The organism is Ornithinibacillus sp. FSL M8-0202, from assembly GCF_037975285.1.
Classification (GTDB): Bacteria; Bacillota; Bacilli; order Bacillales; family Amphibacillaceae; genus Ornithinibacillus; species Ornithinibacillus massiliensis.
The window spans coordinates 1,858,642-1,881,172 of record NZ_CP150248.1 but is presented as its reverse complement, the minus strand read 5'-3'; the positions used below and the strand labels follow the sequence as shown (position 1 = coordinate 1,881,172).

Sequence of the window (22,531 nt, the reverse complement as noted above, 5' to 3'; positions counted from 1 at the left end):
TAATCGATGGCGGATCAGGAACGTCAAAGCGTAAAAGAAATAAATATAAGCCAAGAAGTGCGGACATCCTTTTTAGATTATGCGATGAGTGTAATTGTTGCACGTGCATTGCCTGATGTACGTGATGGAATGAAGCCTGTACACCGAAGAATATTATATGCGATGAATGATCTAGGAATGCATTCCGATAAAGCATATAAAAAATCTGCACGTATTGTTGGGGAAGTAATTGGTAAGTATCACCCACATGGTGACTCTGCTGTTTACGAAGCGATGGTACGTATGGCACAGCCATTTAGTTATCGTTATCCATTAGTGGATGGGCATGGTAACTTCGGTTCTGTCGATGGTGACTCAGCTGCTGCAATGCGTTATACCGAAGCGAGAATGTCAAAGATATCGATGGAGCTACTGCGTGATATTAATAAAGACACCATTGATTATCAAGATAACTATGATGGTTCCGAACGAGAGCCAGCAGTCTTCCCTTCTCGTTTTCCAAACCTATTAGTGAATGGAGCATCAGGGATTGCCGTTGGGATGGCAACTAATATTCCGCCACATAATCTAGGCGAAACGATTGATGCCGTTTTAGCCGTGAGTAAGGATCCAGAAATCACCATTGATGAGATTATGGAAAATTACTTACCAGGACCGGACTTCCCTACTGCTGGGATTATTTTAGGACGAAGTGGTATTCGTAGAGCCTATGAAACTGGTAAAGGCTCGGTTACGGTTCGCGCTAAAGTGGAAATAGAAGAACAAGCAAATGGTAAATCGACTATTCTCGTAACAGAGCTACCATACCAAGTAAACAAAGCGAAGCTAATTGAAAAAATTGCTGAGTTAGTTCGTGATAAGCGGATTGAAGGAATTACCGACCTACGTGATGAATCCGATCGTAATGGTATGCGTATTGTGATGGAGTTACGTCGTGATGTTAATGCGAATGTATTACTAAACAACCTGTACAAATATACGTCATTACAAACTACTTTTGGGGTCAATACATTAGCACTTGTAAACGGTATTCCAAAGGTATTAAATATTAAAGAATGTCTGATTCATTATTTAGACCATCAAAAAGTAATCATTCGACGCCGTACGGAATTTGAATTACGAAAAGCAGAAGCAAGAGCTCATATTTTAGAAGGTCTACGTATTGCCTTAGATCACTTGGATGAAGTGATTGCTTTAATCCGTAATTCCAAAACGGCAGATGTTGCTCGTGAAGGCTTAATGACACGCTTTAGCTTAACTGAAAAACAAGCACAAGCAATCCTAGACATGAGATTACAACGCTTAACTGGTTTAGAGCGTGAAAAGATAGAAAATGAATACAATGAGTTACAAAAGCTCATTCAAGAATTAAGGGCTGTTCTAGCGGATGAAGAAAAAGTATTAGAAATTATCCGTGAAGAATTAACCGAAATCAAAGAGAAATATGGTGATGATCGCCGAACTGAAATTACCGTTGGTGGCTCTGATTTCTTTGAGGATGAAGATTTAATTCCGGAAGAAAATATCGTGATTACCCTAACCCATAAAGGCTATATTAAACGCCTACCTTCTTCCACCTACCGTGTTCAAAAGCGTGGTGGCCGTGGAATCCAGGGAATGGGTACGAATGAGGATGACTTTGTGGAGCATCTTGTATCAACATCCACCCATGATACGATTTTATTCTTTACGAATAAAGGGAAGGTATACAAGGTAAAAGGATACGAAATTCCGGAATATAGCCGAACTGCAAAAGGATTACCAATTATTAACCTCCTTCAAATTGAAAAAGAAGAATGGATTAATGCGGTCATCTCTGTTAGCGAATTTAGTGAGGGCCTAAACTTCTTCTTCACGACGAAGCAAGGGATTTCAAAACGGACTAGCCTATCGCAATTTGCTAATATTCGTAAAGGCGGTCTAATCGCACTTGGTTTACGTGATGATGACGAACTAATCTCTGTCCGTTTAACAGATGGAACGAAGGATATTATGATTGCTACGAAGGAAGGCTATTTAATTCGCTTCCCTGAAGATCAGGTAAGACTTATGGGTAGAACGGCTACAGGTGTTCGTGGTATCTCCTTACGTGACGATGATGAAGTAGTATCGATGGAAATACTAGAAGAAGGCTTACAAATTCTACATGTTACGAATAAAGGTATCGGAAAACGTACACCAGAAGACCAATACCGTATTACCAATCGTGGTGGTAAAGGGATCTTCACAGCGAAAATATCCGAAGAAACTGGTCATATTGTCTCTGTACAAGCAGTTACCGGTGATGAAGATATTATGTTAATTACAGCAGCTGGTGTGTTAATCCGTATTCCAGTAGAAGGAATATCACAAACAGGAAGAAACACACGCGGTGTTCGTCTAATCCGTTTACAAGAAGGCGAAGAAGTAGCAACGGTAGCGAAGATTGATAAGGATGAAGAAGAGTTAGAGGCTCCTAATGAAGAAGAAGCAAATGTTTCAGGAGAAGCTAGTTCAGAAGATGAATAATAGATAAAAATGAGGTGACGAAGAAATAACTCTCCTTCGTCACCAATATTCATCACAGGGAGGGAATAACATGCGTGTTACACCAACTCAAATAGTTCCTGGTTGTATTCTCTTACGTGAGGTTAGAGGGAAAACAAACCGTCCAATTATCCCCCAAAATACCGTATTAGATGAAAAGCATATTAAGATATTACATAAATTTTTAATTAAACAGGTTGATGTTTCGGAACGGCTGAAGGATGGTACACCATTTAAGCCCAAGACCACGGATGAACAAGTGGAATCACCTAGTCCAACATCAAACCACCTTGCACCACTGTTATCTTTTAAAGAACATTACCTGCATGTCGTAGCAGAATACAAGAAGCTGTATCATTCTTGGTGTAATAGTATCCCTATTGATAGCCTGGCAGTTCGCAATCTAATATTACCGTTAATTGATCGAATGAACGATATTGGTTCCGAAATATACACCCTCCATCAGTATGTGAATAAAAAGGATTATTTTTTCCACCACAGTGTCGCTGTGTCCATTCTTAGTGCTTATTTAGGCAAGAAGATGGGTTATCAAAAAGGGGAATGGTATCAAATTGGGATGGCTGGATTATTATGCGATGCTGGCATGGCAAAATTAGATACCTATACCATCTATAAAGAAGGCGAATTGACAAAAGAGGAAATCAAAGAGATGCGAAAACACCCAACCTACTCTTATCGTATGTTGGAGCAGATTTCGACATTCCCTTATACTGTTAAATTAGCAGTTCTCCAGCACCATGAGCGAATAGATGGAAGCGGATACCCTTTAGGATTATCGCAAGACAAAATTCACGGCTTTGCTAGAATTATTGCCGTATGTGATATGTACCATGCGATGACAAGTGAACGGGTATATCGAAAGAAGCAATCACCATTTAAAGTGATTGAAGCATTACAACAGGATCAATTTAGCAAGCTAGATCCTCGCGTCGTTCAAGTCTTCGTCGATGCTATTGCTAATTTTTCTATTGGAACGAGAATTGTCCTATCGAATGAACAGGTTGGGGAGATTGTCTTTATTGATCAAAAACAACCTACTAGACCGATTATTCGATTAGACAATGGAGAAATCATTACGTTAAGCAATCATCATAATTTGCATATTAAGGAAATAGTATAGAGGGAGCAGCTTATTGCCCCTCTATTTTCTTATGAAGATATTCCCCAATTAAGAGTGGAATCTTCTTCTGGGTAATCGTTAAAAAGCTTGAGATGAATGGATAATCCACATCCGGCTTCGTTGCTAATAATTCTCCCCACCATTCTGCTTCATATCGGGATAGCATACTAAGATTGTATAAAAGCAAATAGTGTACCATTATTTCCGATAGTGGAAAAAAGAGCTGTCGATCAGTAGGGAGATAGATCATGCCCTCCAGGTCCATTTGAAAAGGGCTTACGGTTGGGATAAGGGTATCTGTTAAGTCGAGCGTAATCGATTCGGAATCTATCTGGCTTTCCTGGAAAGACAGATAATCCTTCAACCGCTTGATTAACGCATTTTCTGTCATATGATAATGATCGCAAACTTCTTTTGGGATACGGATTAATCTATCTCCCCTTTTCCCGATTGGAATCAAGCTTTGGTCCTGTTCTAACGCAAAGTAGCTGATTAGCTCTGGAATAAGGCTAAATAAACTTCTCATCGTAATTTTTTCAAACGGCAGCTGTTTGATTCCGAAGAGATGCTGTGAAAAGTATGGAAATAATCCTTTATGCTGTACCTTAACCTCATCCTCTAAAAAGCTATAGTCCTTCTTTTTCCGCTTTCTAGCTGATACACCGTGTGCTAGCACAGAGGTAGATTCAGGATACTCCGGTCTTTTCGTTAGCAAGCATGCTTTTAATAAATGGGCCATCCCATAAAAGAACATAACAGGTTTTAATACTAAATCAAGCTGTTCCCCTGCACGATAATATTCTTTTCCATGGTTTAAGCAATACATAAAAACATTACAATTTTCGTAGCTTTTCCGCTCGGCATCGACTTCTTCTAATGGCAGGTAGCAGTGATATAAATATTTCTGGGCGGTTTGCTGTGATTGTAAATACGTGTAAAACGATTGAATATCTTCCGAAAAACGCATAAAATACTTCCTCTTTTTTGATAGAAAAATTTGAAAATATGAACATTAAATTAACAGCAATCTCTTATTGAAATTATGATTCGGTTGGCGTATTGTATATAACAATAGATATACGTATTAGCTTTCCCAGAGATAGATATAATATTCTTTTACCTTTGTTTTCACTACTAAATTGAAGGAGGATTTTATATGAGAAAGGATAAGTTTCAGAAAGAAGGATTAACATTTGATGATGTTCTATTACTTCCTGCTAAGTCAGAGGTTCTACCACGTGAGGTAGATGTCAGTACGGTTTTAAGCAAGAATATCAAGCTAAATGCGCCTTTAATTAGTGCTGGAATGGATACCGTGACCGAAGCAACAATGGCAATTGCAATGGCTAGACAGGGCGGCTTAGGAATCATTCATAAGAACATGTCGATTGAAGAGCAAGCAGAACAAGTTGATCGTGTAAAACGCTCTGAAAGTGGTGTTATAACCAATCCATTCTTCCTAACACCAGATCATCAAGTATTCGACGCAGAACATTTAATGGGGAAATATCGCATTTCCGGTGTACCGGTAGTCAATAGTGAAACAGAGCAGAAGCTTGTTGGTATCATTACGAACCGTGATTTACGTTTTATCCAAGACTACTCTATTAAAATTTCTGAGGTCATGACTAGTGAAAACCTCGTAACGGCTTCCGTTGGAACGACATTAGATGAAGCTGGAAAAATCCTTCAGCAATATAAAATTGAAAAATTACCTCTAGTAGATGAACATGGTATTTTAAAAGGATTAATTACCATTAAAGATATTGAAAAAGTAATTGAGTTTCCAAACGCTGCTAAGGATGCACAAGGTCGTTTATTAGTAGGTGCAGCTGTAGGGGTTACAGGAGATTCCATGAAACGAATCGAAGCACTAGTTCAGGCTGGTGTGGATGTCATAGTTATTGATACAGCACATGGTCATTCTCAAGGTGTACTAGACCAATTGAGAAAAATCCGAAATGCTTATCCAGAACTGGATATTATTGCGGGAAATGTTGCAACAGCAGAAGGAACGAAAGCATTAATTGAAGCAGGTGCAACTATTGTAAAAGTTGGAATTGGTCCTGGCTCGATTTGTACGACAAGAGTTGTTGCAGGTGTCGGCGTTCCTCAGATTACAGCAGTTTATGATTGTGCAGAAGCAGCAGCAGAATATGGTGTTCCAGTCATTGCAGATGGTGGAATTAAATATTCTGGTGATATTACAAAGGCTATTGCAGCAGGAGCACATGCGGTAATGCTTGGAAGTATGTTTGCAGGGGTATCTGAAAGCCCTGGTGAAACGGAAATCTATCAAGGTAGAAGATATAAAGTATACCGTGGTATGGGATCTGTAGGCGCGATGAAAGCAGGCTCAAAGGATCGTTACTTCCAAGAATCTGCCGATGCGAAAAAACTAGTACCAGAGGGCATTGAAGGAAGAGTGGCCTATAAAGGACCACTTGCAGATACCATTCATCAATTACTAGGCGGATTACGTTCCGGTATGGGTTATTGTGGAACACCGACAATAGACCAACTACGCAATGAAGGACAATTCATCCGCATTACCAATGCTGGCCTAACAGAAAGTCATCCACATGATGTTCAAATTACAAAAGAAGCACCGAATTATTCCTTGAAAGGGTAATTTTGGAAGGGAATAGGCTGAAAAAATAATCTTACCTATGAAAAAACCAAACTGATATTGTAATTCTCTCTTAGAATTCAATTAAGTTCGGTTTTTTCTTTTGGGGATAGGAATGTAGCAATCAAAGCGGTTTAGCTTTGGGTACGCTATGCATTCCTCATTAGTTCCTAGAAGCATGAGCTAGCAACTCTAGTAATTGGTAAAAATTACGCATAAGTAAAACTACCTATTTACGACAGAATAAGCGAGATGAGGGTTTATATAATAGCTAAATTTATGATAAAATAGGAAAGGTGTTCTATAAAAATAAAAGCATTGAAATATAGGGTGGAGGTCACAACATTGAAACAGATCTATTCAAAATTATTAATGGTGTCTCTAGCAATTCTAGTAGCCATGACATCATTTATAGCACAACCTACGAATATACAAGCTCAAGAATTAGAATTAGATGCTGAATCAGCTATTTTAGTTGATGCGGATACAGGGAAAGTTCTTTATGCCAAAGACCCTGATATTGCCCTTCCACCAGCAAGTATGACGAAGATTATGACGGAATATCTTGTTTTGGAAGCGATTGAAAATGGGGAAATCACATGGGAAACAACAACACAAATTAGTGATTACGCATATAGCATCTCAGCTAACCCTGAGTTTTCTGGTATTGGTCTAACACAAGATAAACCGTATACCGTAAAGGAATTATATGAAGCAATGGCCATCTTCTCTGATAATGGGACAACCATTGCCCTTGCTGAACTAGTATCTGGTTCTGAAGGTGAATTTGTAAAACGAATGAATCAAAAGGCAGAAGAAATGGGCCTTCCTGATTTCCAATTTGTTAACTCTACTGGATTAGATAATAGCTCGCTTGGAGATAACTATCCAGAAGGTACGGATCCAAACGGAACAGACATGCTTTCCGCTCGTTCTCTAGCATTGTTAGCTTATAACTTGATTAATGATTATCCACACGCACTAGAGATTTCTAGTCGTATCGAGACAGAATTTGAGGGATATAAAGTAGAGAACTTGAACTGGATGCTGCCACATGAAGCAACATACCTGAAGCAGTTCCACTATGAAGGAATCGATGGATTAAAGACAGGTTACACTGGCCTAGCAGGTTATACGTTCACTGGTACTGCAGAACGTGACGGAAGAAGATTGATTACTGTTGTCATGCGTACAGATAGTAAGGAAGCTCGATTTGAGCAGACTGCTAGATTAATGGATTATGGTTTCGGCCAATTTGAAAATAAAGAACTATTTGCTGCTGGCTATCAGCTGAAGGATAAAGAAACAATTCCTGTAGCAAAAGGGAAAGAAGATCAAGTCGCAGTCTCTATTGGTGAAGGAATCTCCCTTCCAATTAAAAAAGGAGACGAAGAGCTGTATAAATTAGAATACAACATAGATGAAGGCAAGCTAAATGAAGCTGGCGAATTAGTAGCACCAGTTGAAAAAGGCGATAAAATCGGTACAGCACAACTAGTATTTACTGGTGATAATGATTATGGCTATATCACGAATACTACTAATCTATCAGTAGATTTAATCGCAGACGAGTCAGTTGAGAAATCTAACTGGTTCATGCTAGCACTAGGTGCAGTCGGCGACTTCTTCAGCGGAATCTTCTCCTCTGTTGTCGATATGGTTAAAGGCTGGTTTTCTTAAGAAAGAATAATGTGTAATTATGTTCACTCGTCATAATCAACTATGGCGAGTGAATTTTTTTAATGAATGATGGTTAACTAAAACAGTCTAAGAATAAAACTTGCACTTTTTACAAAAATTAGCTAATATAATGATTAACTAAAAAATGAACTTAGAAAAGTTATGATAGGAAATAGTAACAGTAATATTTTCCAAAGAGAGTCGATGGTTGGTGCGAATCGATGAAAATCTGCTGTGAATCCATCCTTGAACTGGTTTACCGAAATAATAGTAAGTAAACCCGGTTACGTACCGTTAACACGACTAGAGCCGGAAGAGATTACTCTTCAACAAGGGTGGCAACGCGGGAATATAAACTCTCGTCCCTATTTTTGGGATGAGGGTTTTTTTGTATTTAATAAAAGGAGGAAATGCACATGTTAGACATGAAGTATTTACGCAATAATTTTGAAGAAGTAAAAGGAAAGCTGCAGCATCGCGGTGAAGACCTATCTGAGCTAGACCGCTTTGGTGAACTAGACGAACGTCGTCGTGAATTAATTACCAAGACTGAGGCACTTAAGGCACAACGAAATGAAGTAACGAAGCAAATCTCACAGCTGAAAAAGGAAAAAAAGGATGCTGATGAAGCAATTAAAGAAATGCGTCAAGTTGGTGACCAAATAAAAGAATACGATGATGAATTAAGAGAGATTGAAGAAACATTACAAACAATCATGCTATCTATTCCTAATATTCCACATGAAAGTGTGCCAGTTGGTGAAAGTGAAGATGATAATATAGAAGCTCGTAAATGGGGAGAAGTACCAGCATTTAAATTTGAAGCACAACCACACTGGGATATTGCAACTAATTTAGATATTCTTGATTTTGAACGAGCTGGAAAAGTAACTGGAAGCCGCTTTGTATTCTATAAAGGTCTTGGAGCTAGACTAGAGCGTGCATTATGGAGTTTTATGATGGATTTACATGCCGATGAGCATGGTTATGTAGAAATGCTCCCTCCAACTATCGTTAATCGTAATAGTATGACAGGTACTGGTCAGCTGCCTAAATTTGAAGAGGATGCGTTTAAATTAGAAGGCTGGGATTATTTCATGGTACCAACTGCTGAAGTACCAGTGACAAACTATCATCGCGAAGAAATCCTTCGTGTAGAAGATCTACCGACTAAGTATGTTGCGTTTAGTGGAAGCTTCCGTTCTGAAGCTGGTTCTGCTGGTCGTGATACACGTGGTCTAATCCGTCAGCACCAATTTAATAAAGTAGAGTTGGTTCAATTTGTTAAACCAGAGGAGTCTTATGAAGCATTAGAGGAACTAACCGGACATGCAGAAAAAGTACTCAAGCTTCTGCAATTACCATATCGTGTCATGAGCATGTGTACTGGTGACTTAGGCTTTACCGCTGCGAAGAAATATGATCTTGAGGTTTGGATTCCTAGCCAAGATACCTACCGTGAAATTTCTTCTTGCTCTAATTTTGAAGATTTCCAAGCAAGACGCGCTGGCATTCGTTTCAGAAGAGAAGCAAATGGTAAGCCAGAATTCGTTCATACCTTAAACGGTTCAGGTCTTGCAATTGGCCGTACGATAGCAGCAATCTTAGAAAATTACCAACAAGAAGACGGTTCTGTCAAAGTGCCAGAAGTACTGGTTCCTTATATGGGTGGAGTAGAATTTATTAAATAAAGGGATTGGAGCTGTCTAGGTTGGGAAAATCTAGTAATGGAGGATGATTTCGATATCTACTGGTTAGTAGATATCCTTCCTCTATTAGAGAGGAAATGCCTAGAATAAACGGCCTAAACAGCTCCATAACTCCTTTACAATGCGTTTGATAATTGTTGCTCAAGTTGGAAAAGTCTTTTATTTTGGTTTCGTTAAAAAAACGTAATAATCATGTTGACATTAAAAATCAAATCCTGTATATTAATATTTGTCGCAACGGAGGTATACCCAAGTCTGGCTGAAGGGATCGGTCTTGAAAACCGACAGGCGGGTCAAACCGCGCGGGGGTTCGAATCCCTCTACCTCCTCCATTTTAAACAAAGCGCATAAATATTGGAGATATTAAAAACCGCTATATTGTAGCGGTTTTTTTCGTTTTTGCACTATTCTTTTTTCAGAAATGATTCTAATAAGGCAATTGGGATATGATATTTCTCGTTATTAAGCTCCGAATGTAGTAAATCAAATTCATCCGCTTCGCTTTCCTTCAGCTTATTAATTTCTTTATGAAGCTTCTCCATCCGATAATCTAATTCAGAGGCTACAGTTGCGGTAAACTTTAATTCCTTCGTTAAATCCTCTGGAACATTCTTACTGTATTTATAAAAAATCTTATGTTCTAGACTAGCCCAGAAATCCATCGCAACCGTTCTAATTTGTATTTCAACATAAACCTCTTTCATTTGATCAGATAGGTAAACCGGTATCTTAAATTTGATACCCATTAGGCTTTGGATTTTTGATATAATCCTTACATTCTACAACTGTAACGTCCTTTTGATTCTGCAATAAATCACTAATTTTATATATATCGGAAATAAAGGAACAAACAATCCGAATTCCCGCAATATCCCGTATAGTATTCTCAATAGATTCGAGATTAAAATCAATATTTTTCCTCGTAATTTTCTTAAAAATACTTTCTGGAGATTTTAATCTTGTTTTCGTATGTTCAATTGGATTATAGTCATGTATATGTTGAAATTCCTCTTTTAAAATTTGTATTTTTGTATCCATTTCATCGAGACCAAATTTATAAGACATCATAAAACGAGTTAATTCTTTACGGATCTCTTTTAGGCTCTGAATATTACTTTCTCCTGTATGCAAGGCATTTCTTCCTTTCCCACATGATAGTTTTATTATACTGCAAAGCATGGGTTAATACCGTTTTAAAGTAGATAAGAATTTTTCCAAAAAAAAATGATACATCGCTTAGGATGTACCATTTGTCTTGCTTATTTAATAAGTTCTCTTGTTTCCCAACGTCTTGACTGCTGAATGAAATGGCCAATCTTCTCTAAAATTGGTTCGATTGAAGTATCATCTTCCATTAAATCATAGTCCGATATGTTAATTCTTAGGATAGGACAAGCATTGAAGTTATTGATCCAGTTTTCATAGCGATTGTACATTTCTTCCCAGTAAGAAATCGGTGTACTTTTTTCCATTTCACGCCCACGCTCTTGAATTCGTTTCAGAACCTCTTCAAAAGAACCTTCTAAATAAATGAGTAAATCTGGGTGTGGGAAGTATGGTGTCATCACCATAGATTCAAATAGGCTAGTGTATGTTTCATAGTCTGTTTTTGACATTGTTCCATTTTCATAATGCATTTTGGCGAAGATTCCAGTATCTTCATAAATCGAACGGTCCTGGATGAAGCCCCCACCATATTCAAATATCTTCTTCTGTTCCTTAAAACGTTCTGCTAAGAAATAAATTTGTAGATGGAAGCTCCATCGTTCGAAGTCTGCATAGAACTTTTCCAAGTATGGATTAGTATCCACTTTTTCAAAGGATGTTTTAAAGTTTAATGCATTGGCTAATGCTTTTGTCATCGTAGACTTCCCTACTCCAACCGTACCAGCGATTGTAATGATACTATCATTTGGGATATGATATTTTTCGCGTAAGTTCATCGTTAATCTCCTCTTATTAAAGGTTAAAAGTTATTATTTAGATATTATTTCAAAAGACTTCAATTGCTTTTGTACTTGCTCGATAATCTTCGTTAAATCATCCTCGTATTGAACAAAATCCATTTCATCACCATTGATACGGATGACTGGAATATCAGGGTGCATCACTTCAAATTCATTCATATAGGCTTCATAATCCTCTGCAAGCTGAGCTAAATAGGATGCCTTAATATTTTGCTCAATTTCTCTACCGCGCATTTGGATCCTATTTAAGATGGTATCCAAGCTTGCATGTAAATAAATCATCATATTTGGAACAGGCATGTCTGCGGTGAGGATATGATATATTTTTTCGTACTTCTCAAATTTATCCGCTTGTAAGGTACGTTTGGCAAAAATCATATTTTTCGATATATGGTAATCTGCAACAACAGGTTTTCGTTGTGACAAATACTTTGTTTCAATATCTTCTAGTTGTTTAAATCGATTGCAAAGAAAGAACATTTCTGTTTGAAAGCTCCACTCATCGATGTCGTCGTAAAATTTTCCTAGAAATGGATTTTCTTCTACAATCTCTTTTAATAAATAGAAGTTAAAATGATCTGATAGTCGTTTTGCTAACGATGTTTTACCAATACCAATTGGTCCTTCTATTGCAATAAATGGGACCTCTGTCATTCTAGTTCCCCCAATCAAATGAAATCAGACAGATATCTTTTAATTTTATCATACTACAAAAGCGCTATCTATACTCGATTTGAAGGATTAGAAAGTAATATTTGGTATATGGTTAAGTTTTGGCACTTTGAATTTATTACGGAGTTTTGTATAATAAGGAATGTTCCTAGCCATATGCCTTCGTAGCTCAGGGGATAGAGCATCGGTTTCCTAAACCGTGTGTCGCAGGTTCGAATCCTGCCGTGGGCGTCATGAAAACCTTGCTGTGGCAAGGTTTTTTTTGTTATTTCTATAATTGAAAGTAAATGGGTGTAATAAATGCTAAAGAATATAAAATCAGTAATGCTAAAATAAAAGAATTAGTTAATTTAGCTGGATTAAGCGGTGGATTTTTGGCTACACTCAACAGCTATAGCTAAGATTTTTTGCTAAAATTAACGTTAATGTTAATGCAGTACCGGCGTTAGGTGTTGCTGCGCTAGATGCATGTAATTCTAAAAACAAAGGTGTTATTATTTTAAAATTAGGTTCAGGGGGTACAAATTAGTACCTTTGCTATTCCCAATGATTAATTAAAGTGAAAAAATAGCGTAAGGCTTTGTGTTAAACCCCGTGCATCAAACATTATAAAAGCTGTTTGATATTTCGTATTTTCTTCCTCATTATAAACTAGTGAACGATAGCCAGCGTGTAGTGTTCGAATGTTGTTCGGTTCATCTATTGCTTCAATTAAGTTCGGTAACTTAATATCAACATTCTGTGATCCTTTCGGGTTATTAACCGTAACAATAACTTCTATTTTTCGCACATCTACTAGAGATAAATCAGGATGTTTTGATGCTTCAGGTATTTCATTAAATTCCTCTAAGCTTATAGAGTTAAATTCTACACTTGGTAAGAATGTAGACTCTATAAAATAAGGTTTTAAAAGTATGTAACTAGTAAAAAACAGTAGGATTAAAATGACAAATACTGTACCGATTATGGTTTTTTGCTTTATAAATCTGCTATCAGAATTCTTCATATATTCCACCGCCTATAAATTTATTATTGTATAAGTATATAATAGCACCTTAGTATGAACTAAGGTGCTATTCATTAATTATTCAACATATCTGCCCAGCCAACTTCTAATAGTGAATTGATCACCATGGGTGTTTTGTTGACTACCACTTTTTGTTAGTAGAATTAATAAATTTCATCCTAACTTGTCAATAATTGTCGAAAAATAATATATATTTTATATATTAAGAAATATAGTATTGTGTTAGTATTAAATTGATAGAGAATATTATAAAAAGGAGGTGTCTGTGATGTTGAAAAAAATTTCTAAAGTATTAGCTTTATCCCTTTTAACAATCACCATTGGAGCAGGGACAAGTTTTGCATCAAATTCAGTACAAGAGAACGAAAATTCTATCATCGATAAATCACGAACTCCTGAGATATCAACTACAGCAGTATTGAAAGACGAAAAAGCGATATCTGCGTTTGCTAGTGGATATACTGCATCAAGTAAAATGAAAGTATCTTTTTCAAATTGGCGTGATCCTGGTAAAAAGTATTGGGGAACTGCTACATCGTCTGCAACAAGAACTATTGATTATATTCAAGCTCGAGCAAGAATCTATGAAAATGGAGGACTTATTGGCTCAGCTCAAGACGAGGCTCAAAACTCTTCATATGCTGGAGCTACAGCAAAGGGTGACTCTGGGTTGGTAGCTTGGGACAATCATGGCATTGGAAATCATAGGTATGAAGATGCTGGTTTTAAGGATATAGTACATGAGACTAGAGATGATACATGAGACTAATTTACAAAGGCTACTGATATAAATACTCAGTAGCCTTAAAAATATGGTGATGATAAAAATGAATTTTAAAAAGAAAGCTCTAATTATTTTTTATATTTGCTTATTATTTTCAATTGGCTTTTTTGTTATGGAAATTTATAATAACTCAATTGATAAGAACAATAATAAAAACATAATGGAAGATAATCTTCCAGGAGTTACTGGACCTGGAACTAATACAATTAGTTATGGGCTATATAAAGATGATGAGTTATTAGAAAATCACGAACAAAAATTCAGCGGTAAAGAAAAACTTACATTATCTCTTTCAAATTTCGTTGGTTTTTCAAGAGAGTATGTTATAGTAGCTCTGTTAGATTATATACAAACAGAAATAGAAGTAAATGGTAAGAATACAAGAACTTATAAATTTTCTGTTGGCGAAAATGAAACAAAAAATATCCCATTTATCATAGACATTCCCGAGGATACACATGAGTTTTCTTTACTAGTTTTTAAGGACCCCAATTTTGTCGAATTAGATAATGAAAGTTATAATTCTCTTTCCTCACTCGAAGAAGTTATTGCTCTTAGATTTAATCTGAATGGCAGTAATAAAATTATTCCAGAGACGATGAAAGCTGAAGGAGAAAAAAGTAGTTTACCTATAGTTCCTTTATTTTTAAGCTCTACATACGATGAATTAAAAATTGTAACAGAGCATTTTAATAATGATACATTATACTTATTTTCAGGTGAATATGAAATAGGTAATGAAAAGGAACAAGCTATAATTGTTTTTAATGATTGGGAACAAATCTCGCTAAATGATAATATGGTTAATTACCTTGAGACAACAAATAAAATGAAATATTATCCTTTAAATTTGACAAATAAAGGAATATACCAAATTGTATCTTTTCCTGAACCGTATAATGTAAATAATACAAATAGAGAATCACAGAGAGTTTATAGCTCATTTCGATTCTATTCTTATTAAGGAGTGAAAGTAATGGGAAGTATAATAAGTTTATTTGTTGGTATAGGAATTGTGATGTTGTTTTTGTTTTTAGTACTTGTTCGTACAGTTAAGGATAACAACAATAATAAAAAATAAAATGACGTAGTCTGTCAAAAATAGGGCCAAAAGACATTTAAATAAGATATTGAAAGAGTAGTTAATATAAATACAAAAGTTTTCGGTAAACCTACCTTATCTGTACATAAACTAAGACACTCATTTGCGACTAGATATCATGTCGAAAACAATGAATGACCTAAATTAAGAAACAGTTAGGTCATTCATCAATACAAACTATTAGAATTTATACTCAACTTACAAATGACGAGGCGCAAAGCGTAAATAAAGGTGACAATTGATCAAATCTAATGTAAGGGTGTGACTGCTAAACTAGAATAGACAGTTTCTGCTAGATAAAAAGAAACACTTATTTACTCAAATATACCAATAATAAGTACCTTCCATTGTAAAATATTTATATCAAATATACGCATCAATGGAGGTAGCAAAAGGTGGATAAGTGGGAAATGTATATGGAAATACATCAATTAATAAAAAAAGGGTTTAGTAAGACAAAGGTTGCAGAAAAACTAGGAATATCAAGGTCAACCGTTCATCGTTATCTAAAAAGGAATCCTTCGGATATGTCTGAGTGGGTAGAGTCCCTTCAGACAAGAAGTAAGAAATTAGATCCTTATAAAGAGCTAATTTTGTCCTGGTTGAAAGAGCATCCAGATATGTCGGCTGCACAAGTAGAAGACTGGCTAAAAGAAAAATACGAAGGTATAGAAGTAGGTGAAAGTACAGTTCGCTCCTATGTTAGAAATCTTCGGGAAGAATTTAAAATAAAGAAGGAAACTTCAACACGAATCTATGAAGCTATTCCAGATTCACCTATGGGTGAGCAAATACAAGTTGATTTTGGTCATACGAAACAGAAGGCAGTTGATAATAAGGAAATAAAATTAAACTTTATAGCTTTCGTATTATCAAATTCAAGATATAAGTATCAGGAATGGCTGGACAGGCCTTTTACTACCCAAGATGTGATTAAGGCACATGAAAATGCATTCAGGTGGTTTGGGGGGATTCCAAGTGAATTAGTGTATGACCAAGATAGTTTAATAGTCGTTAGTGAGAAGTGAGAATGGTGGGGATTTGATTTTAACTAAAGAGTTTCAACAATATAAAGAATCTAGGAATCTAACCCTTCGTGTTTGCCGCAAGGCGGATCCAGAGAGTAAAGGAAAAATAGAAAATGTAGTTGGTTTTATTAAACATAACTTCGCTAAACATCGAGTATTTCATAACATTGATTCTTGGAATGAACAGGGTTGGGAATGGCTCAATAGAACTGGGAACTATAAAGTTCATCATACAACAAAAAAGAGACCGGTCGAAGTGTTTTCCCTGGAAAGACAACACTTAAGACGAGTCACCAAAAACTTAGATATAAAATATAACTATGAAACTAGTATATCAAGATGTGTCCATAAGGACAATACTATTCGTTATTTATCTAATCGTTATTCTCTTCCATTGGGGACGTTTGGCAAATATGAAACTCTCTGCATTAAGGAAACCGAAGAAAAGGTATTAATCATCTATAGCCCTGAAACAGGAGAAGTCATCGCAAAGCATAATATCCCTGACGGGAAGGGATTATTGATTAAAGATAGGAAGCATAGCCGAGATAGGACAAAAGGTATTGATGCATTTATGAATACCGTTTCCCAGCAATTTAATGACAACGAGATAGCTTATGATTATCTACAAGCAGTAAAAGAAAAGTACCCTCGATATATCAGGGATCAACTCCAAATGATATTAAAAGAGACAAAAGTAAATAACAGGGAAATTCTATCGGCAGCATTGAATGAGTGTATAAAAAGGAACCTGTATAGTGCAACAGATTTTAGCGATGTCGTTGCCTATTTAAAACGACAACGACAAGTTGAAGATACAGTGATTGATACCGCTAAGAATGTGACACATGTAAAGAGAGTTTCAGGCTGGGTCATGGAGACGGAGGCTCAAAAAAGAGAAGTTGGTGCCTATACTGCAATACTGGAAGGTGAACTAGTATGAGTCAGCTGAACCAGGTACAAGAACTGATGAGAACTTTACGTTTGACGGAAACAGCAAATCAGCTTCCTGCATTAATTAGAGAGGCTGAGCAAAGGGATTCATCCTTTACTCAGTTCCTCTTAGATGTAGCAAAATATGAACAAACTCGGAGAGAAGAAAAGCAATTAGAAAAACGATTTAAATGGGCCACATTTCCATTCCAAAAAACACTAGAGGAATTCAATTTAAAAGAACAGAAATCATTAAGCAATAAGCATTTGAATAGATTGAAGGATTTAACATGGATAGAACAGTTGCACAATATCATTCTATTAGGACCACCAGGGAGTGGGAAAACACACATTTCAATTGGGTTAGGAATTGAGGCTTTGAACCAAGGATACAAGGTTATCTTCACTACGATGGGTGACCTTGTCCGCCTATTGAAAACGGAGGAAATTACACGAAAGTCACAGGCAAGAATGAAAAGAATAAGAGATGCGGATTTAGTCATTATTGATGATTTGATGTTTATGGCGATGGATCAACAGGAAGCAAATATGTTTTTTCATTTGATCAATGACTTATATAATCAATCGTCCATTATTTTAACATCTAATAAAGGGCCAAAAGAATGGGGTGAATTATTAGGTGACCAGGCAATAACAACAGCCATATTATAATGGACCCAAGATTTTAGACAGCAAGAAAGGATATGTTAAGGTAGGTTTATGAAACAAAAAAGGAAACGATATTCACCAGAATTTAAAGCACAAGTTGTATTGGAAATTCTTAAGGAAGAGAAGTCTTTAACTGAGCTGTCCTCTGAATATGGGATTCATGTTAATCAGCTGCGGAAATGGAAAACACAATTTCTAGAACAAATGCCGCAACTGTTTCAAAAGCAGAACAAGGATCAAGAAAAGATGAAAGCTGATTATGAAGAACAAATTGAAAATCTATACGCTGAAGTAGGCCGATTAACCACGCAATTGTCGTGGCTCAAAAAAAAATCTGGCATCTACCACAACTAGGCAAGAACGTGTGAATATGATCGAATGGCAAGACTCAGAATTATCCATTACAAAACAGGCAGAGCTATTAAGCCTTAACCGTTCAAGCCTTTATTATAAACCAGTCGGGCCTTCAGCAGAAGATGTAGCCATCAAGCACCGTATCGATGAAATTTATACAAAATACCCATTTTATGGGTCTCGTAGGATAACAGCACTGCTAAACCAAGAAGGAGTGAATATCAATCGCAAAAGAGTACAACGTCACATGCGAGAAATGGGGATTCAAGCTGTTTATCCGGGTCCAAATTTAAGTAAACGGAATCTACAACATCGAATTTATCCATATTTACTGAAAGGAGTGAACATTAACTATCCAAATCACGTTTGGAGCATTGACATTACCTACATTCGACTCCAACGAAGCTGGATGTACTTAGCAGCGGTTATTGACTGGTATTCCTGCTATGTCATTAGCTGGGAGCTGGATCAATCCCTAGAAATTGGATTTATCCTAGATGCCGTTCAAAGGGCCTTCTCTATAGCTAAACCCGTTATCTTTAATAGTGATCAAGGCAGCCATTTTACCAGTCCCAAATATATCAATCTACTAAACTCTAAGGAAGTTCAAATCAGCATGGACAGTAAAGGACGTGCTTTGGACAATATTATCATAGAACGTTTTTGGCGCAACATAAAGTACGAAGAAGTATATCTAAAAGATTATGAAAGTCCAAGGGAGGCTAGAATAAATATAAGAGATTACATTGATTTTTATAATTACAATCGCCCTCATCAATCGCTAGATTATAAAACACCATCATCAGTTTATTTTAATTAAACAGGTTCGTCATTGCCCTTCCCATCTTTGAGAAATTATCTTTCATGCGACAGAACCTGTCACATGAAAGGCATGGTTGGCAAGATGGGAAGGAGCAAAACTCAATGCACCTTAAATTTATAAAAAAGTTGTCTTGACGATGGGGTCCACTTTAAATTCCACTCAAAATATATTATAATAGTATTGAAATAGTTTTTAACATAACCGTTTACTTTAGGAGATGAATTTCAGATGAAAGCGTTAAGATGGCATAATGCTAAAGATTTAAGACTAGAAAATATCGAAGAACCTACTGTAAAAAAAGGTGAAGTAAAACTTAAAGTTGAGTGGTGTGGAATTTGTGGAAGCGATTTACACGAATATACAGCCGGCCCAATTTTTATTCCTAAGGAAACACCACATCCATTAACTGGAGATAAAGCTCCGATTGTTATGGGGCATGAATTTTCTGGACAAGTTGTTGAAATTGGTGAAGGTGTAACCAAAGTACAAGTTGGTGATCGTGTTACAGTAGAACCAATTTATAATTGCGGAAAATGTGATGCTTGTAAACAAGGGAAATATAATCTTTGCGCAGATATGGGATTCTATGGTCTTGCTGGCGGTGGCGGTGGGTTTTCTGAATTCACTTCTGTTCCAGAACACATGCTGCATAAACTTCCAGAGAATGTATCATATGAACAAGGTGCACTTGTTGAACCGTCAGCTGTTGCTCTTCATGCTGTGAAACAAAGTAAACTACAAGTTGGTGATAAAGCAGCCGTATTTGGAACTGGTCCAATTGGTTTATTAGTGATTGAAGCCTTAAAAGCAGCAGGTGCAGCAGAAATCTATGCAGTTGAATTATCTGAACAACGTAGACAAAAGGCAGAAGAGCTTGGAGCCATCGCAATTGATCCAAATAATGGTGATGCCGTACAACAAATTCAAGAGCTTACAAGTGGCGGGGTAGATGTTGCTTATGAAGTCACTGGGGTACCACCTGTTTTAAAACAAGCTATCAATTCAACCAAATTTAATGGAGAAACAATGATTGTTAGTATTTTTGAAACAGAGGCTCCGATTCACCCACAAAATATCGCGTTGAAAGAACGTACTTTAGCAGGAATTATCGGATACCGTGATGTGTTTCCAGCTGTTATTAGTTTAATGGCACAAGGTTACTTCCCTGCAGATAAATTAATAACGAAACGTATCACACTTGATGAAGTAATAGAAGAAGGATTCGAAGGTCTACTAAAAGAAAGAAATCATATAAAAATCTTAGTAAAAGCTGAGTAGTTTAATTAACCGGAATCTTATTATAGGATTCCGGTTAATTGTAATTGGAATTTGATTATCAATAATGGACTTATTATGTTTACTTTCTCCGAAATAGTTGTATGTTTTATTAACTTATACAAATTGTGCTAACAAGTATGAATCTCAAGACAATACTACTCAAAATCAAATTTACCTTGCATTTAAAGCAAGTGCTCTCTTATGCTGATAAAAAAGAGGCTGGGACAAAACTAGCCAGAAAGTAATAAAAAACTGGTTCTAAGCGATTGAAAATTGCTTGGAACCAGTTTTTTGAAATCATTTCCATTTCCTAAACTAGATTTACCCATTTTGGCGGTATACTTCCTCAAGTTTACCGCCATAAGCGCAAATCCTAATTCATTTATCACTTTCTCTTTTCCTCTAACAGACATTCGAGTGAAACCCAAATTAGCCTTCAGAAATCCGAAGACTGGCTCCACATCGATTTTACGTTTACCGTAAATTTCACCAGTTTTCTCGTCTGAAAGCTTCTCCCTGACGTATTCTTTTTGAGATTCCCACTTTTCATTGAGATATACTTTTCGATTGTTTCCCTCTTTCGCCTTTGTACACATGGAGCGTAAAGGGCATCCGGAACAATCTTCGCATTCATAGACTTTAAATTCGCGTTTAAATCCGTATTTGTCGGTTCGATGGGACACATGGCTGAATAATAATTTCTTTCCATTCGGACAAATGAATGCATCATCCTCTTCATTGTATTCCCAATTGTCTACATGAAAAGCATTGTTTTTGTGTTTTCTTTTCTTCTCCTTTCGATACTGATTATATGTAATAAGAGGTGTTCTATTTCTATTATTCATAATCACTAGTGTTGCAAAAATAATGTCGTAATTTTCAGTTTTATTATATCTTCTGTTTAGAGCCAAAAAAGTAAATACCGAATTAAAGGTGGCTCCATCCATTTGGAAATAATTTACAATTAGACCTGTGTGACAACGACAATTTGCTTATTAAGGGACGGATTTGCCTTCAATCTTTCGAAGCCAAATATGCGCTGGTTTCCATAATGCAGCCCTTAAATAACGGCTAATTTGTAGCGTTTTTCGCTTGCTTTTTGTTTCAATTTGCACAAGAACATGAAGGCAAAAAACAATAAGTGCGATAAATACTTGGTTTTGAATCGCCCATTCGCTCTGACCGTAAAACTTCTTAATGCTGAGATGTTGTTTGATCCATTTGAAGAACAATTCAATTGCCCAGCGTGATTTGTACATTTCTGAAATCTCTTCGGCACTTAAATCAAAACGATTTGTAATTAAATGGAGTTCATTTCCCTTTGAATCCAAGACCTTTATCAGGCGAAAATAATTTTCAGCACGGTTTTGTGTAGTACCAATTAAGACCATTTGGTCTGATAAAACAGGCATATTTTCGGGCAACTTAAAGTTGTAAACTTCCCGTATGACTGCGTTTTTCCGCAGCCTTGAAAGGAAAAAGTAGCCCTCGTCGGTCATGCGGTCAAAACGTTCGTAGTCTAAGTAACCACGGTCGAACACATACATGCATTCTTTGTCATCTACCATAATTTCAAGCTGGCCTCGGTCATGTTCTTTTGCAGTTGTCATTACGGCTTTTTCTGGGTAAGAAGTGCCTTTTTCCATAAATACAAGACGCAGATGCAGTTTCACTCCTGCCTTTGTTTTGCGGAATTTTGCCCATTTATGATTCGTCAAATTCAGTGGCAAAGTGCTAGAATCAATAATTTTTAATGGCATTACAAGTTTCGTATAATGCGTTTTGGCATGAATTTGTGATACTAAATCGAGAAACAGTCTTTGGAAAAGGTCGGGATTCAGCCCATTTAATCGTCGTGATAACTGAGAAATACTAATAGAATCAAGGTCGATAGCCCTTTGAAGCTTGTCATCGAAGAGGCAGTCACTTAGTGCATGAAGACTCTCGACTTCCTGTAGCTGTGCAAAAAGCAGTAACTTTAGGAACGACTCTGTCGTTAATTTTTTCGTATAGAAATCTAATTTCAATGTTTTCACCTGTTCTTCAAATAATTGAAAATTAATTGGTGAAAACCATTGTCCAAATGAAGTTTTTCGTGTAATCTTGTCCATGAGATTTGTCCTTTTTAGTGGATTTGGACGGGTTTACCACCTGACTTATCCATTATAAAGGACTTTTTCTTTGCGCAAAACAATAAAATTGAACATTT

17 protein-coding genes, 2 tRNA genes, 3 pseudogenes and 1 other annotated feature are annotated in these 22,531 nt (G+C 36.5%); of the genes and pseudogenes, 15 read left to right on the top strand and 7 right to left on the bottom strand.

Going from position 1 to position 22,531, the window contains the following annotated elements:
- Positions 1-6 precede the first annotated feature (6 nt).
- Together gyrA and MKY78_RS09825 are read left to right on the top strand one after the other, a co-directional pair.
- Positions 7-2,508 carry a DNA gyrase subunit A gene (gene gyrA / locus MKY78_RS09830; RefSeq protein ID WP_339217633.1) on the top strand — a complete coding sequence of 834 codons (2,502 nt, stop codon included), beginning with the start codon at positions 7-9 and terminating at the stop codon, positions 2,506-2,508.
- A gap of 70 nt (positions 2,509-2,578) precedes the next feature.
- The gene (locus tag MKY78_RS09825; RefSeq protein ID WP_339217631.1) at positions 2,579-3,667 is read left to right on the top strand and encodes an HD-GYP domain-containing protein; all 1,089 of its coding nucleotides are present in this window, start codon (positions 2,579-2,581) and stop codon (positions 3,665-3,667) included.
- Between the two features lie 10 nt (positions 3,668-3,677).
- Here the strand turns inward: MKY78_RS09825 and MKY78_RS09820 are convergent, their stop codons facing one another.
- Positions 3,678-4,634, bottom strand: coding sequence for a YaaC family protein (locus tag MKY78_RS09820; protein ID WP_339217629.1), 957 nt, complete (start codon positions 4,632-4,634; stop codon positions 3,678-3,680).
- Between the two features lie 189 nt (positions 4,635-4,823).
- On the opposite strand from MKY78_RS09820, the gene guaB reads away from it, so the two are divergent.
- The 4 genes from guaB to MKY78_RS09800 all read left to right on the top strand — a co-directional run bounded on the left by guaB (position 4,824) and on the right by MKY78_RS09800 (position 10,017).
- Positions 4,824-6,299, top strand: coding sequence for an IMP dehydrogenase (guaB, locus tag MKY78_RS09815; protein WP_339217627.1), 1,476 nt, complete (start codon positions 4,824-4,826; stop codon positions 6,297-6,299).
- A gap of 342 nt (positions 6,300-6,641) precedes the next feature.
- The gene (locus MKY78_RS09810; protein ID WP_339217625.1) at positions 6,642-7,976 is read left to right on the top strand and encodes a D-alanyl-D-alanine carboxypeptidase family protein; all 1,335 of its coding nucleotides are present in this window, start codon (positions 6,642-6,644) and stop codon (positions 7,974-7,976) included.
- A gap of 153 nt (positions 7,977-8,129) precedes the next feature.
- Positions 8,130-8,346, top strand: a binding site (T-box leader).
- A 46-nt stretch (positions 8,347-8,392) separates the two neighbouring features.
- A complete protein-coding gene (serS, locus tag MKY78_RS09805) occupies positions 8,393-9,667 on the top strand; it encodes a serine--tRNA ligase (protein ID WP_339217622.1) in 1,275 nt (424 codons plus the stop codon).
- 257 nt (positions 9,668-9,924) lie between these two features.
- Positions 9,925-10,017: transfer RNA gene (locus MKY78_RS09800), tRNA-Ser, on the top strand.
- Positions 10,018-10,089: 72 nt separating this feature from the next.
- Here MKY78_RS09800 and MKY78_RS09795 read toward each other — a convergent pair.
- The 3 genes and pseudogenes from MKY78_RS09795 to MKY78_RS09785 all read right to left on the bottom strand — a co-directional run bounded on the left by MKY78_RS09795 (position 10,090) and on the right by MKY78_RS09785 (position 12,306).
- Positions 10,090-10,753 (bottom strand): annotated as a pseudogene (locus MKY78_RS09795) (GTP pyrophosphokinase family protein).
- 191 nt (positions 10,754-10,944) lie between these two features.
- Positions 10,945-11,628, bottom strand: a complete 684-nt coding sequence (locus MKY78_RS09790; protein WP_186871076.1) for a deoxynucleoside kinase — start codon at positions 11,626-11,628, stop codon at positions 10,945-10,947.
- Positions 11,629-11,661: 33 nt separating this feature from the next.
- The gene (locus MKY78_RS09785; protein WP_339217620.1) at positions 11,662-12,306 is read right to left on the bottom strand and encodes a deoxynucleoside kinase; all 645 of its coding nucleotides are present in this window, start codon (positions 12,304-12,306) and stop codon (positions 11,662-11,664) included.
- Between the two features lie 176 nt (positions 12,307-12,482).
- Here MKY78_RS09785 and MKY78_RS09780 point away from each other — a divergent pair.
- Positions 12,483-12,555 (top strand) — tRNA-Arg (locus MKY78_RS09780).
- 319 nt (positions 12,556-12,874) lie between these two features.
- Here MKY78_RS09780 and MKY78_RS09775 read toward each other — a convergent pair.
- Positions 12,875-13,330 carry a hypothetical protein gene (locus MKY78_RS09775; RefSeq protein WP_339217618.1) on the bottom strand — a complete coding sequence of 152 codons (456 nt, stop codon included), beginning with the start codon at positions 13,328-13,330 and terminating at the stop codon, positions 12,875-12,877.
- Positions 13,331-13,619: 289 nt separating this feature from the next.
- Between MKY78_RS09775 and MKY78_RS09770 the strand changes: the two genes are divergently transcribed.
- The 8 genes and pseudogenes from MKY78_RS09770 (at position 13,620) to MKY78_RS09735 (ending at position 20,322) form a co-directional block, all read left to right on the top strand.
- Positions 13,620-14,114: a hypothetical protein gene (locus MKY78_RS09770; protein ID WP_339217616.1), complete on the top strand. Its 495-nt coding sequence runs from the start codon at positions 13,620-13,622 to the stop codon at positions 14,112-14,114.
- A 64-nt stretch (positions 14,115-14,178) separates the two neighbouring features.
- Entirely contained in the window at positions 14,179-15,099 is a 921-nt protein-coding gene (locus MKY78_RS09765) for a hypothetical protein (RefSeq protein WP_339217615.1), read from the top strand.
- A gap of 198 nt (positions 15,100-15,297) precedes the next feature.
- Positions 15,298-15,479 (top strand): annotated as a pseudogene (locus MKY78_RS09760) (tyrosine-type recombinase/integrase); the annotation flags it as partial.
- Positions 15,480-15,632: 153 nt separating this feature from the next.
- The gene (locus MKY78_RS09755; protein WP_339217614.1) at positions 15,633-16,265 is read left to right on the top strand and encodes a helix-turn-helix domain-containing protein; all 633 of its coding nucleotides are present in this window, start codon (positions 15,633-15,635) and stop codon (positions 16,263-16,265) included.
- Positions 16,266-16,278: 13 nt separating this feature from the next.
- On the top strand, positions 16,279-17,208 hold the full coding sequence (locus MKY78_RS09750) for a hypothetical protein (RefSeq protein ID WP_339217612.1): 930 nt from the start codon (positions 16,279-16,281) through the stop codon (positions 17,206-17,208).
- Positions 17,205-17,870 (top strand): IS21-like element helper ATPase IstB, encoded by a 666-nt coding sequence (istB, locus tag MKY78_RS09745; protein ID WP_339217610.1) that lies wholly within the window; start codon positions 17,205-17,207, stop codon positions 17,868-17,870. The genes MKY78_RS09750 and istB overlap by 4 nt, the downstream gene beginning before the upstream one ends.
- A 48-nt stretch (positions 17,871-17,918) precedes the next feature.
- A protein-coding gene (locus MKY78_RS09740; protein WP_339217608.1) for an IS3 family transposase occupies positions 17,919-19,041 on the top strand; the annotation gives its coding sequence in 2 pieces (ribosomal slippage) (positions 17,919-18,191 and positions 18,193-19,041; 1,122 coding nt in all).
- Between the two features lie 231 nt (positions 19,042-19,272).
- Complete coding sequence (locus MKY78_RS09735) at positions 19,273-20,322, top strand: 2,3-butanediol dehydrogenase (protein WP_339217609.1); 1,050 nt, start codon at positions 19,273-19,275, stop codon at positions 20,320-20,322.
- A gap of 171 nt (positions 20,323-20,493) precedes the next feature.
- Here MKY78_RS09735 and MKY78_RS09730 read toward each other — a convergent pair.
- Both MKY78_RS09730 and MKY78_RS09725 read right to left on the bottom strand, forming a co-directional pair.
- A pseudogene (locus MKY78_RS09730) lies at positions 20,494-21,161 on the bottom strand (transposase); the annotation flags it as partial.
- A gap of 156 nt (positions 21,162-21,317) precedes the next feature.
- Positions 21,318-22,433, bottom strand: coding sequence for an IS4 family transposase (locus MKY78_RS09725; protein WP_339213018.1), 1,116 nt, complete (start codon positions 22,431-22,433; stop codon positions 21,318-21,320).
- Positions 22,434-22,531: the final 98 nt, after the last annotated feature.

Coding starts and splice junctions, on each gene's coding strand:
- MKY78_RS09790 (WP_186871076.1), bottom strand. CDS start 11,628: ATGAACTTACGCGAAAAATATCATATCCCAAATGATAGTATCATTACA.
- MKY78_RS09820 (WP_339217629.1), bottom strand. CDS start 4,634: ATGCGTTTTTCGGAAGATATTCAATCGTTTTACACGTATTTACAATCA.
- serS (WP_339217622.1), top strand. CDS start 8,393: ATGTTAGACATGAAGTATTTACGCAATAATTTTGAAGAAGTAAAAGGA.
- MKY78_RS09775 (WP_339217618.1), bottom strand. CDS start 13,330: ATGAAGAATTCTGATAGCAGATTTATAAAGCAAAAAACCATAATCGGT.
- MKY78_RS09735 (WP_339217609.1), top strand. CDS start 19,273: ATGAAAGCGTTAAGATGGCATAATGCTAAAGATTTAAGACTAGAAAAT.
- MKY78_RS09785 (WP_339217620.1), bottom strand. CDS start 12,306: ATGACAGAGGTCCCATTTATTGCAATAGAAGGACCAATTGGTATTGGT.
- gyrA (WP_339217633.1), top strand. CDS start 7: ATGGCGGATCAGGAACGTCAAAGCGTAAAAGAAATAAATATAAGCCAA.
- MKY78_RS09825 (WP_339217631.1), top strand. CDS start 2,579: ATGCGTGTTACACCAACTCAAATAGTTCCTGGTTGTATTCTCTTACGT.
- MKY78_RS09765 (WP_339217615.1), top strand. CDS start 14,179: ATGAATTTTAAAAAGAAAGCTCTAATTATTTTTTATATTTGCTTATTA.
- MKY78_RS09770 (WP_339217616.1), top strand. CDS start 13,620: ATGTTGAAAAAAATTTCTAAAGTATTAGCTTTATCCCTTTTAACAATC.
- guaB (WP_339217627.1), top strand. CDS start 4,824: ATGAGAAAGGATAAGTTTCAGAAAGAAGGATTAACATTTGATGATGTT.
- MKY78_RS09725 (WP_339213018.1), bottom strand. CDS start 22,433: ATGGACAAGATTACACGAAAAACTTCATTTGGACAATGGTTTTCACCA.
- istB (WP_339217610.1), top strand. CDS start 17,205: ATGAGTCAGCTGAACCAGGTACAAGAACTGATGAGAACTTTACGTTTG.